At 40.9% G+C, this 13512-nt stretch carries 9 protein-coding genes; 5 read left to right on the forward strand and 4 right to left on the reverse strand.

Translation table 11 applies throughout. The features are described 5' to 3' along the window. Positions 1-81 precede the first annotated feature (81 nt). A complete protein-coding gene (locus ACXAFE_RS16305) occupies positions 82-1467 on the forward strand; it encodes a TonB family protein (protein ID WP_475154825.1) in 1386 nt (461 codons plus the stop codon). A gap of 30 nt (positions 1468-1497) precedes the next feature. Here the strand turns inward: ACXAFE_RS16305 and ACXAFE_RS16310 are convergent, their stop codons facing one another. Beyond that, on the reverse strand, positions 1498-3549 hold the full coding sequence (locus ACXAFE_RS16310) for a winged helix-turn-helix domain-containing protein (protein ID WP_475154829.1): 2052 nt from the start codon (positions 3547-3549) through the stop codon (positions 1498-1500). Between the two features lie 123 nt (positions 3550-3672). Here ACXAFE_RS16310 and ACXAFE_RS16315 point away from each other — a divergent pair, with 123 nt between their 5' ends. Both ACXAFE_RS16315 and ACXAFE_RS16320 read left to right on the forward strand, forming a co-directional pair. Next, positions 3673-6300, forward strand: a complete 2628-nt coding sequence (locus ACXAFE_RS16315; RefSeq protein WP_475154833.1) for a TonB-dependent receptor — start codon at positions 3673-3675, stop codon at positions 6298-6300. Between the two features lie 129 nt (positions 6301-6429). Next, positions 6430-7785, forward strand: coding sequence for a hypothetical protein (locus ACXAFE_RS16320; RefSeq protein ID WP_475154836.1), 1356 nt, complete (start codon positions 6430-6432; stop codon positions 7783-7785). 215 nt (positions 7786-8000) lie between these two features. On the opposite strand, the gene ACXAFE_RS16325 is transcribed toward ACXAFE_RS16320, so the two are convergent. From ACXAFE_RS16325 to ACXAFE_RS16335, 3 genes are all read right to left on the reverse strand, one after another. After that, entirely contained in the window at positions 8001-8444 is a 444-nt protein-coding gene (locus ACXAFE_RS16325; protein WP_475154841.1) for a hypothetical protein, read from the reverse strand. A 125-nt stretch (positions 8445-8569) separates the two neighbouring features. Continuing rightward, positions 8570-8992 (reverse strand): hypothetical protein, encoded by a 423-nt coding sequence (locus tag ACXAFE_RS16330; protein WP_475154846.1) that lies wholly within the window; start codon positions 8990-8992, stop codon positions 8570-8572. 311 nt (positions 8993-9303) lie between these two features. Continuing rightward, complete coding sequence (locus ACXAFE_RS16335) at positions 9304-10524, reverse strand: iron-containing alcohol dehydrogenase (RefSeq protein ID WP_475154850.1); 1221 nt, start codon at positions 10522-10524, stop codon at positions 9304-9306. A 108-nt stretch (positions 10525-10632) separates the two neighbouring features. On the opposite strand from ACXAFE_RS16335, the gene ACXAFE_RS16340 reads away from it, so the two are divergent. Next, positions 10633-11856, forward strand: coding sequence for a PqiA/YebS family transporter subunit (locus ACXAFE_RS16340; RefSeq protein ID WP_475154854.1), 1224 nt, complete (start codon positions 10633-10635; stop codon positions 11854-11856). Then, positions 11853-13508, forward strand: a complete 1656-nt coding sequence (gene pqiB / locus ACXAFE_RS16345) for an intermembrane transport protein PqiB (protein ID WP_475154858.1) — start codon at positions 11853-11855, stop codon at positions 13506-13508. The genes ACXAFE_RS16340 and pqiB overlap by 4 nt, the downstream gene beginning before the upstream one ends. Positions 13509-13512 lie beyond the last annotated feature (4 nt).

Genomic DNA, 13512 nt, shown 5'->3' on the forward strand with positions numbered 1-13512 from the left:
AGTTTGCGTATTCTTAACCCACTTTTTCGTTTTTTCGTTGCAAAACGTTTAAACCTCCTTGGTCTTTATTTGGTTTTGTCATTGCGTTATCTAATTACGACATTGTTGTTACTGTGTTTTTCGCTTATGCATTTTAGCTTAAAAGCCGATTTACTGAGCGCATCAGTTAACTATACCAATGGTGAATATAAAAAAGCCTTAAACGAATTTTCGCAGCTTGCAAAACTAGGTAATAGCGATGCCATGTTTAATATTGCCGTTATGCATTTACACGGCCGTGGTGTAAAAAAAGACATCAACAAAGCGTATGCATGGTTTTCACTTGCCGGAGAATTTGGAATAACCGATGCTAAAAACACCGCAGAGTACATCGCCACGCAGACACAAAACAGCGACGCGTTACACCAAGCAAAGCAACAACTCGACACAGAACTTAGCTATCAACACTATGTGGCCACATTAGCGCCTCAATTTAACGAAGCATTTAACACATTAATTCAACCAATAAAGTCATTTAATGTTGATCCTGTTTATCCAGAACATGCGGTCGATCGCGGTATAGAAGGTTGGGTATGGGTTGAATATGATATTGATGGTGCAGGAGCCGTGATCAACGCGCAGATCATTGATAGCTACCCTCAAAAAACATTTGATAACGCCATGCTAATGGCGTTAAAACGCTGGCGCTTTGAACAAAGCAAGCAACTCCCCATTAAACGTCGCAGTTTGCTTTATCACTTCACCACATTTAAAGGAAAACGTTATCAGCAAGGTTTTTCGCGTCAGCAACGTGAATATCAAAAACACATTGCTGAGGTAATTGAACAAGCAGAAAATGGTAACGCTTTATGGCAATACCGCATTGCACAATGGCTTACCACCGATAAACACAACGCGTCTAAATTGCTTAAATACCACTGGCCTAAACAAAGTGAAGCGCAAAACCTTATGCTAAATGCTGCAAAAAATGGCTATCCCTTCGCACAATATCGCATTGCAACGCAGTTACTTGCTGGCGATAAAACCGCTCAAGACCGTAGAAAGGGGCTTAACTGGCTTTTACTAAGCGCACAAAATGGTTTTGCATCGGCGCAGTACCGTTTAGGCATCGAGTTGTTAGTCAAAAAATCTGTTCATTACGATATGGAAAAAGCGCGCTTATGGTTAACACAAGCAAGTGATAAAGGCCATCTGCTCGCAAAGACCGCGCTCATCCGATTGGCACTTAACCAAGCTAATATTTCAGAAAAAGAATACAAAACACTGCATCAGCAAATCGATTTTGTGCTACAACAAAACGCAAATAACGCCGAAGCCTGGTTCTTAAAGGCTAAACTTTCGTATCAACAAAGTGACATTTCAAGTGCAAACAAACAGTTAGACAGAGCAATTGATAACGCCAATGCTCAAAAAATTGATTTCAGTGAAATGAAAGCACTAAAACGAAAGCTTGCTGCTAAACCTTAACCTAGGTACTTAGGCTAACTATCGCATGGCTTAATTGGCTTGGGTTTTACTCATTAAAACCAAATCTGATTGTAGATTATCGACGAGATTCACAAGCACGACATCACCATCGTGAGAGCTGGTAATAGTCAGCGTGTGATTTGGCGCATTACTAAATTGACTCAGGTCCGCAACTTCACGATATTCTTGGCTTTCAAATTGATAATCAAACAATAATAAGGTTTCACCTTTTTTAACCATAAAATAAATACCGTCTCGATAGACGTTTGGTCTGAATAATTGGCTTGAGGGTAAAATATTATCAATTAACAAAGGGTCAAAAACACGTTCAGCTAAATACTTAGCCACATGATTAGCATAACTTCGAAAGCCCGTTGTCATAAGCGTTCGGTATTCTTTATTAGCAAGCATAAAATCTAATGCTAACGATTGCGCGTTCGGCTGCGCTAACCCAGTAGACAAGTCAAAATACCAATTAGTGCTGGTATTGCCATCGTTTTTTGCATAGAACACGCCATCGCCTTCTTTTTGCCAATACACATTGTCAAACTGCCCTTCTGCCACGATAATACTATTTTTAGTTGTTAAATCAATCAGCGAAAGATGGGAATCTAAATAGCCTAACAGTAAAAAATTGCCGCTTGGTGAAAACGACATAAGTTCAGGCACGTGAGAATTTGAAAGTGACGTAATAAACTGCACACTGTCACTATTAACATGGCTAAGCCAAACCTCAGCCTTATTTGAGCGTTTATTTAAGGTTAAAAATGCATACTTATTGCCTGTGTACGATATAATCGGCGCACGTACCGCATTCATTGACGACCCAAGTTGTTCAACACCATCGGATGAAACCGAGAATAACCCCGTATTTGACTGACTTTTACTTAATAGAATATCACCATTTTTGCTATTAATGCTGATTTCATCAATATCGCCACCCTCAATCTTCATAGCGCCAATACGCTTATTTTGTTTATAAAACGCCAACTTGTCGGATACAAGCAACAGCGTGTTATTGTCGGCCGCGAGCTTTTTAATACCGCGCTCTTCATGAGACAGCGTTGTCAAAAGCTTGCCATAAAAATCGCGTTTTTCCACGGTGTTTGTTGCCGTATTAAGTGTGAATAAATGATCGTTGCTCACACTTATTTCATCAACATTCTCAACAATTACGTTTGGACTATCAACCGCTCGAGGAAACGGTTCAAAGTTTAATGAATATCGCATAACACTGTGATTAAAGTGGGCTATTAGTAGGTTATCTTGCGGCCAACTCAACGCCATTTTATGCAAACCAGACGGACAATCGGCTAGTTTGCTGTCGAGTGATAAACGCCATGTTTCTATCGCACTAGTCGTTGATATCACCCGAATATTGCATTGCAACGCGTCGTTGCGAATATACGCCAACCATTTTTGGTCAGGGGAAAATACACCGCGTTGCTCAGAGTAATTGGCATTTTTAATAACATGGGAAATCTGTTGCTGTAAGTCCATCACTGCTAAGTCGGTATTGCTTTTACCAATTGCGCGGTAGTTAAACACCATATAGCGCCCGTCATTTGAAAAAGATGCGCCCTGCTCTACGCCCCCTCGCAGAGTAATGCGTCGCTCGGTATAATCATCGCCAAGCGCATAAGGCTTACTTAGATGCGAAAGCCCTAAGCTAAATAACCCACCTAACATTAAACATAATGCCCCCACAATCGCGAAATTTTGCTGCTTAAACGATGCCGCTTTATGTTCAAGGTGTGTCGCAGTCGCAATTAACTGATAGCCTACTCGCGGTACGGTACGAATAATACTTTGATCGTTACGATCGTCACCGATCGTTTTGCGTAATTGCGTTACCAACTTACTAAGCGAGTTATCGCTAACAATCACATTTGGCCAAATTTTATCGAGCAACTCATCGCGCGATATTGCCTGCCCTTGCTGTTCAATCAGTAGCGCCAACAATATCAGCTGCTTGCTTTCAACCTTATGCCATGTACCCGCTCGTTTAATTCGCATTGCGCTGAAATCAACTAAAATTTTGTCTATTTGAATTAATGAGTTAGGTAACGAAGTGAGTGACAAAATTAGTCTAGCCTTATAGCACGTATAACAGTATTATGGTGATTGCATTTTAAGCGTTAACTATCGCTCAGTAAATACACGCAGTTCATATAATTCAGTCGTTTAAAGTGCAAAGGGGATCATATGCAAACACACAATAATAAACAGGTAGCACACCTTCGCTTTAAATTACGCGCAATGTCTATGGCGTCGATAGCTGCGTTTCTCTCGAACGGTGCGTTTGCAAATACTCCCGACATCGATCTCGACACCATTGAAATACGTGGCATTCATAAGAGCTTATTGCAATCACTTGCCGATAAAAAACAACACTCGGCAATTAGCGATGTACTAAGTGCCCAAGAAATCGGAAAATTTCCCGACAAAAACGTTGCCGAAGCACTTCAGCGTGTTACCGGCATTTCGCTTACGCGTGTAATGGGCGAAGGCGAGCGTATTGGTGTACGCGGCACTACGCCGGGGCAAAATAGAACGTTTTTGAACGGTCAAAATATCGCATCAGCGGATTGGTGGATTTCATCGCAGCCAAATCGTGGCTTTAACTACACCATGCTACCCGCTGAACTTGTTAGCAAATTAGAGGTATTTAAAACGCCACAAGCGAACCAAGACGAAGGCTCTCTTGGCGGAGCGATTAATATAAAAACCCACCGGCCACTTACAACCGACACCCAACTTATTGTCACGCTGCAAAGCCAATATAGCGACTTATCAAACGAGCTTGACCCGCAACTTGCTGCCTTTTACAACTATGTAAACAGTAATCGCGATTTTGGTATGTTGTTTACGTTAAACCGCCAACAGCGCACCTTGCGCCGAGATGGTTTGGAGTCTTGGGGTTGGCATCAAGCACACTTTAAAACACGCGATGATGGCAAATTAGCATACAGCAACTATGACAGCGCTGACATAAAAAACATTTGGACCCCAAGTGGTGGCGGCTCTGCGGTGTTCCAACAAGAGCGCTTGCGTACCAGCGCAACCATGGCGATTGATTATCAGCCGAGTGCCACATGGCAATTTGAATTTGATGCCTTGTATTCACAGTTAGATGCAGACAACACAAATCAAAACTTTTTATGGCAACCATCAAACGTATTTTCACGCGATGGTGTAATTAACGAATATCAAATCATCAATAATACCTTAGCGTACGCCGATTATTCGAAGGTAGACCCCACAAACTCAGAACCTTTTAGTACCTCTATGGAAGCAATTTGGCGTCAATCAAGCATTAAGACTAGCAGTATTAACGTTAAAGCAATGCAGTCTGTTAACTTGTGGCAAAATGAATACCAGCTCGGCTTTACCCGCGGTAGCGGCGGTACTTACGACGACAATACATCGCAGTGGTCGGCAAATACAGGGTTTAGCGTCGATACCCGAGACAAACGCGACATTAAAACCCACTATGAACTCAATCCAAGCCAAGCTGAAAACTGGTGGATAAGCGAAGTTAGAAACGACTCTCAGCACTCCGTTGATCAAGAGTGGTATTTACAAGCTGATTTTTCAAAAGCCCTTATTCATAATCTTATAGACAGTGTTGATTTTGGTATTAAATATCGAAATCACCAACGTGATTTTGAACGCTTACGTTCAAATAACGGCAGTTACAGCGATATTAAAGATACACTCGATTGGACACTTGCAAATTTTAGTGCGCCCTTTCCGAAGGACTATTTACACGGCATAGGTTCCGATGAAACACTTAAACACTATGCATTTGCCGATACGCAATCGCTTGCAAACGCCTATGGCGATTACCCGTTTGAACAGCAGGTAGAGCAAGCCAGCCGTTTTGATATTCAAGAACAAACCAGTGCTTTATACACCAAGCTAAATCTACTAACCGATTTATTCCGCGCTAATGTAGGTGTGCGCATTGTTAATACCATTCAAGATGCGGGCGCCTACCAGCAAATCGCATCGCCGAGTACTGCCCAAACTAATTTTGTGTGGCAAGAACAAAGCAAGCATTACACGGATATTCTGCCCAGTTTTAACTTGAACTTTGATTTAAAACGCGACCTCGCGTTTCGCTTTGCCGCTGCAAAAGTTATGGCGCGCGCCGAATACAATCATTTAATGCCATCAACCAATTACAACGTTACACAAGCACAAGGACAAGGCGGCAACCCCGACCTCGACCCATACCGCGCGACTCAATTTGATATGTCACTCGAATGGTATTTTTCAGATATTGGTTTGCTATCGGTTGCCGCGTTTGCCAAAGACGTAAAATCATTTATTGAGTTTAAACGTCAATTAGAAGTACACGAAGACATACTAATGACCATTGACCGACCGATTAATGGCGCAGGCGGTAATGTTTGGGGTATTGAGTTGAGCTATCAACATGAGTTTTTACAAGGCCTTGGCATTATTACAAACTACACCTTTGTTGATGGTAAACGCGATGGTAACACCGAGCAGCAAGCTTTTATTCCAGGTACTTCAGAGCATACGTTTAACCTAACCGGTTACTTTGAAAATGAATGGCTGAGTGCCCGTATTTCCCACAACTATCGCACAGAATTCGCTACCGGCGTTGGCCTTGAAATGCAAGATGACTTTTCGCAAATTGACGCCACATTTAGCTATCATATTAATCCGAATTTATCGCTTAATCTTGAAGGGTTAAACCTCGGTGACGAAATTAGCTACCTCTACGAAGGCAGTCATTACTCACCAAAAGCGGTTTATCGTAACGGCAGGCGCTTTTATGTAGGGGTACGTTTTACTTACTAAAACTGTGAGAATATGTTACTCAAGTGACTTATTGTAACCCATTGTAATAGTAAGTAAAAATGGTTATAGCATTGATTTTCCCATGACATACTCAGGGTAGATAACAACCCAACTCATGGAAAAACAATAATGATAAATGTTAAAAATACAACGCTGTTCCTCGCCATTTCTATGCTTGCAGCCTGCGGCAGTAGTGACGATTCATCCGGCACAGGTTTCGTACAAATGTATAATGCCAGTGCCAACAGCCCAACGGTTTATCTCGAAATCGACAATACCGTACGCACCGGTGCAGCGTTTGGTGAAGTAACCACCCGCCATAACTATAACCGTGACGACTACGCGTTAAACTACGTTTATTTAAACGATAATGATGACTATATACCGCTGCTGAGTGATGACGACACACTTGCCATTAAAAGCGATGTAAAGCTGCTAAAAGTCTTATCGGGCGACTACAGCGAGCCACGCCTTGACGAATTTGCAATTAGCGAATTCGACGGCGAAGACAAAATTCAAATCAGCGCCATTAATACCATTTCAGATCAGCAAGAATACGATATTTACCTTGCTAAAGACGATTACGCTTTTGTGGATGCCGAGCTATTAACTTCAACCCAATATTTAGCGCTACCTGAGCTACAAGAAAAAAGCGAAGATCATTACACCTTTTACATCACCCTCACTGGCAGCGATGAGGTTATTTTTCAATCGAGCATGGTGGAGCTAGATGATGAACAAAGCTATATTGCCATGTTACGCCCGAGCTTTTCATCGCAACCAGGTGGCATTACACTTGATTTAGTTTCTGATGGTTCAAGCGTTACCTCGCTCACCCATGTTGATGCCATGTCGCAAATGCGTTTTTACAATGCGATTGATGAGTACCCAGCCGTTACCTTTAATGCGCTTAGCACCAAAGACGATATTACAACGCCTGCAACCCCATCCGACACAGTAACCGATTATTTTCCAGCGAACGCAGGCACCTTTACACTATCGATGTTAGATAGCTCTAATAACCCTATCGTGAATAATTTTGTTGAGGCAGTTAACAAAAACACATCTCTTATCAGTATTTTCTATCAACATACTAACGATTATCCTGCAATGATATCGATTACTGAGGATTTAACGCCAAACGCGGTATCGCATAATGTGCAGGTTGTTAACCTGATTGATCACTCACCATATGATACCAATATCGCCAAAGTCGATATCTATTTTACGGAGGGTAATGAAACCATTGACGACACCACAAGCTACATCAAAAACATTGATGCATTCGCGACAAAATCGCTGACATTAGACTCTCAAAGTTACGATGTAACCGTCACTTATGAAGTAAACAACCAAACTATCAGCGTTTTACAAATGGCAGATATCGACTTTTCACAAACCGGTAATTACATTTTGATTCTGGAAGAAGATTCAAGCGCGACAAGCGGCTATAAAATTACTCAACTAAAAACCCTTGCCGAGTAACCTTAGCTTATAAATAATAGTCAATCGCGGCGCAATCGTATGAACAACGATGTGCCGCGTTTGATATTAACTACTCGCTAATTAAATTTGATTTTGAACTACCAAAGTTGTCTAAAAGGGATAATTAAAACCTGACAGGCAGATACTTGCCAAACTCGACCGCTGATTGGATTTAACAACTTAAATCAACGTCACTGATCCCATTGATTCTAAAGTTAAGCAACTGCACCCCCGAATAAACGAAAGCCAAACACAAATACTGAGATAGTCCAAAAACCATACCCCATTAGGAACATAGGCGTAGATTTATAGATAGACTTTAACCCTAACAAGTTTCTATCAATCTCTTCTAGTTCATGCAACCTAGCCTTTTTGGTGTCACCTTCGAGAACTGACTCTTCGATATCTTTACGTATATCCTTTAGAAGACGAGCAAATGTAGTGTCGTAGTTTTGATCTTTCGCTACCTTCGATGAAAAAAACATTAACACTAGAATAATAGCTAACATTTGAACATAAACCTGATTTACACTCCAGCAACCCAATGTCGCAACAAAAAGCCATATAGCTTCAAGATTCAATGTGTTGTAGCGCGATGATATTTGAGACCTAAGATCATCAATTCTTACAATGAACTCTCGTCTAACTTCTTCCGACATTTTTAATTCCCTTTAATTCAGATAAGTTGTTACTTAACGCCCGCATAAAATGCGGATAATGCTTGGCTATAATTAGCGAAGAATGAGCGTCAGCCAAGCGTTTGACGTCATTTTTGATGCGTTTGTTATAAGCTGAACTTACCACACTTACTTGTTGTGAGATTTAAATTAGCAAATATGTCTACTGAATTATCCTCTATATTTAAATCAACTTGAATTCGCTTACCTGATCTTAAATACCTATAAAGTACTTGGTTTTGACAAACAAATGTAAGTGCTTGCTCTTTATAAAGAGTTCTCTTTGTTTCAAACTGCCTCTCATCTCGACTAAACCCTTTAATGCCGATCTTTAAAGCTACTATTTTTCCTGATTCATAAAAGGATATTAGCTTGGCAGTATTCCCATCCTTCAAATGTAATTGGGAGATTTCTTGTTCTAGCCCCTCCAACTCGTTATCACTAGATAACTTACCATATATAATTGAGCAAATCAGAGCTGAAGCTCCAATTAAAACTCTTAGTAGTTGTTTATTTTTTTGATTTAACACAAATCTCTCAAAGGCTTATAACATGTTTATAGTGAGCTAATCGCGCGTTTTTCTACCACAACATCGCTCGTTTTCGTGAATGGCTCATTTGTAACAAACTTCATAACTATTTGCTAGTGCAATCAAAATGCAGCAGTGATGGCTTTTATCTTAGGACAAAAACGAGCGATTGGGTTGTTTCCTGACTATGCAAGCAATATACTTTGACGAAATAGAAAAGTAATTGTGATTTACCGCTATTTACTCACTACAGCCCTCCACCTAACACATATCCCCCTAAAACCAACAACAATATAAGAGTACCCCAAGCTTTAATTTAAAACTTGCTGTAAAACGTGGTCAAACCGGTTTCTTGACCAGAACTCTGGTACAGGATAATCGGGGTGTGCTTCTTTCATAGCGGCGGTTGTTATATCTGGGATATCCGTAGCATCAAGCTCATCTACTTTGGCTGGAAGATTCGCCAATTCTTTTAATTCACGTATTGTTTCAATCACCAGCGCTGCTTTTTGTGATCGGTCGTCAATTTTGTTATCACCTAGCTCACAATAATCAGCAATAAGTGCCAATTTAGAATGTATTGTCTCGCCATACTCCGTTAACACTACATCCAGCAATACCGCATTAGCAAGGCCATGAGCGACGTGATATTTCGCGCCAAGCTGATGGGCAATAGCATGCACATACCCTACCGATGTACGAGTAAACGCTTCGCCCGCATAAAAGGATGCGTTTAGCAGGTTTTCTCGTACCTTAATATTGCTTGGTTCTTGCAACACTAATGGGAAATTCTCAAAAATGAGTTTGCATGCGCTTAACGCTTTTTGATTAGTAAATTGTGTGCCGTTAATACCTATAAATGCTTCTAATGCATGTGTTAACGCATCCATAGCGGTTGTAGCGGTAATAAAAGGCGGTAAGCCTTGGCTTAATCCAGGCATTAATAACGCGTATTTGGGCGCTAAACAGTAATCTGCAATTGCGAATTTATCCTGCTGCTTGCGGTTTGAAACCACCGCTGCAACTGTTGTTTCTGAGCCTGTACCTGCGGTAGTTGGTACTGCCGTTAGCGGCGGTAAACGGCGCATCACTTTAAACAAGCCACGTAATTGCGTGAGTGTTTTATGCGGCTTTGCTGCACGCACCCCGATTAGCTTTGCGCCATCAATCACCGAGCCACCACCAATTGCAACAATGCCTTGGCACTTATCTTGTGTATAAAGCGTAAAACCCGACTCAATTTCGTTAATATCGGGATCAGGTAAAATATCTGAATAAATAGAGGTGCGAATGCCAGCACTTTCAAGGGCCGTAATTACAGGTGCTGCTATGTCGAGTGTAAGCAAGGTTTTGTCGGTAACCACCAATAGACGTTCAATACCTTGTTGTTTTAGTTCAGCAAGCCAACTATCAAGTTGCGTGCTTTTAAAGCACTTTGGTCGTGGAATAGGATAAACAAACAAGGCAAGGCGTAACGCCATGTGATAGCAACGACACAGCAGCCGTTTAGTCAGTCCAATTGATTGCGCCATGGTTGTTGTCCTTTGTTGTTATTAGAGCAAATATCCTAGCACAATTTCTTGCCTTACAATCAAGGATATAAGAAAATCAAAGAGTAACAAGACAAAGTAAGCACCTTAATGGAAATACAACTCGCGTGTCATCACTGCGATCAAATAGTCAGTATCCCAACGCTCAGCCATGGGGAGCATGCCTATTGCCCAAATTGTCATACCTTATTAAGCCGCACAATTAACGCGCGCGCTCAAAAAGTGGTTGCGCTTAGTATCGCGTCACTTATCTTACTATTTAGCGCCTTACTCTACCCGTTTATCTCGTTTAGCAATCAAGGGTTAAGCCAAACCATCAATTTGCTCGACGCGGCAAAAATATTGTTTTATCAAGATAACTTTTTCGTCGCAGCACTGATTGATATCACCATTATTGGTTTGCCTTTTGTGTTATTAACACTGTTTATTCCGCTTCATATGGGGGCCTTGTATGTGTTACCTAAGCCGCTTTCGCGATTTTGCTTAAAAACGATTTACTACTTAAAACCTTGGGTTATGTCGGAAATATTCCTAATTGGCGTGCTGATCAGCATGATTAAAATTATGGCAATGGCTGAAATTACCTTTGGTTTAAGTTTTTGGGCGTTTTCCGCTTTTGTGCTGTGTTACTCGCTCACGCTATATTATTACGACAGCCATAGTTTGTGGCTGCAACTCGCCGACCAAAACAAAATAGCAATTGATGAAAACTTAGGCTCGCGCGCTAAAAATCAAAATTTGCGCGCGTGTCATGTATGTCAGTTATTAACTTACGACGATACGTGTACGCGCTGTAATAGCAAAACGTCGGTACGCAATACGCAACATATTCAATGGGTTTTAGCATTTACCATCACGTCGCTAATTTGTTATATACCAGCGAATTTTTTCCCGATAATGCACACTTGGATTTTCTCAATTGACGAACCTTCCACTATTCTTAATGGTGTTTTTACACTGTGGCAGATTGGCTCGTACCCAATCGCTATCATTATTTTTATAGCCAGTATCTGTATTCCTATCGGCAAATTGTTTGTATTATTTTGGCTGTGTTATTTAGTTACAAAAAAACAACACATTAGTAGAAAACAAGCAGCACGTGCTTATGTTTTAATAGAGCTAGTTGGCAAATGGTCGATGATCGATGTGTTTGTTGTGGTTATTTTAGTTTCATTAGTACAATTAGGCGTTTTAATGTCGATAACAATTGGTGTTGGTGCAATCTTTTTTGCAATTATGGTGATCACCTCTATGATTGCTGCGCAACTATTCGACCCACGTTTAATCTGGGATAAAAAGAGGTTTTCTGAATGAGCCCTACTGCCGCTATTAGTAAAAAGCGAACGCTCTCACCTATCTGGATCATTCCACTTATTGCCGTGTTTGTAGCAAGTTGGATGTTTTATCAATACCAACAAAGCCAAGGCACGAGCATTTACATTACCATGCCAAATGCAGAAGGCGTGATCCCCGGCAAAACAGAAATTAAAGTACGCAGTGTAAAAATGGGTGTCATTGCCCAAGTGCGCCTTGCTGAAGATCAAACCACAGTTGTAGCACGCGCGGTAATTGACAAAGATTATGAGCATTTACTTAATCAAGACGCAAAAATATGGATTGTTAAAACGCGCATCGACGAAACTGGTATTTCAGGGTTAAACACTTTGTTGTCGGGCGTTTATTTTGAATTTTTACCGGGTGAAAGTGATGCCAGAACCCGTCAATTTACGCTACTAGATACGCCGCCCCAAATTCCCGATAACATAAAAGGTCAGCGCTATTTGCTTACCAGTAAAAATACCAATGTAATCGATGTTGGTACAACGATTTATTATAACGGCTACAGCGTTGGACAAGTTGAAACTGCAAAGTTTGATTGGCAACAGCAAATTATGCGCTATGGCATTTTTATTCGTTCACCTTATGAAAATCTAGTCACAGAAAATGTGGTGTTTTGGGTGAACTCAGCGATTGAAGTTGACCTATCTGCGGATGGAATTAATTTTAAAACCAGTTCTCTTGCAAAAATGCTTAAAGGCGGTATTTCGTTTGCTATTCCTGAGGGCGAAAAACCCGATGCTTTAGCTAAGCAAAACCAAACGTTTAGACTAAACAGCGATTACCAAAAAGCGTTAGAACATCGCTACGACGAATACGATTACTATGTTATTCAGTTTGAGCAATCAATTCGCGGCCTAACACCGGGCGCACCAGTTGAATATCGCGGTATTCGTATTGGTACTGTTGAAGAAGCGCCTGCGATGTTAGTGATTGATAATCGCCCTGCCCATTTTTCAACTGACAGTACGGCTGTGCCGGTTAAGATTAAAATTGAATATAAGCGTATCTTCCACGATACCAAAGTTGCCAAAGAATTCTGGCAAAATAGCCTAGATGGCTGGATTGAAAAAGGCTTAAGAGCATCGCTAAAAACCGGTAATTTACTCACAGGTTCAATTTATATCGATTTTGATTTATACCAAGATGTTGAGCCATTTCAACAATCTGAATTTGCTGGCTTAAAAGTGTTTCCAAGTACCTCTAGTGGCTTTAGCGTAATGGCGAACCAAGTGTCGGAATTACTAGCGAAGTTTAACAATTTAGATATGCAAACACCGCTTAATAGCTTTGATAAAACAATGAACGAATACAATACATTCGCCATTGAACTGCGTGAGCTTTTAAATCGTAAAGACACGCAAGCACTGCCTAATGAGTTTAATGAAACCTTAGCGCAAGTAGAAAAATCGATGGCGACATTTGATGAAACCATGTTGCAGTTTGAAAAAACCATGTCAGATTACGAAAAAGGTTCAGCTATTTATCATGAGTTAAACAGCACACTTGATCAGTTAAAACAATTAGCAGAGCAATTGCAGCCGTTGTCAAAAGGCCTAAATGAGCAACCTAATATGTTTATTTTTGATAAACAATTGGCAACCGATCCAACCCCAAGGAAACAATAACACA

The organism is Pseudoalteromonas sp. ABV4_021, from assembly GCF_056159365.1.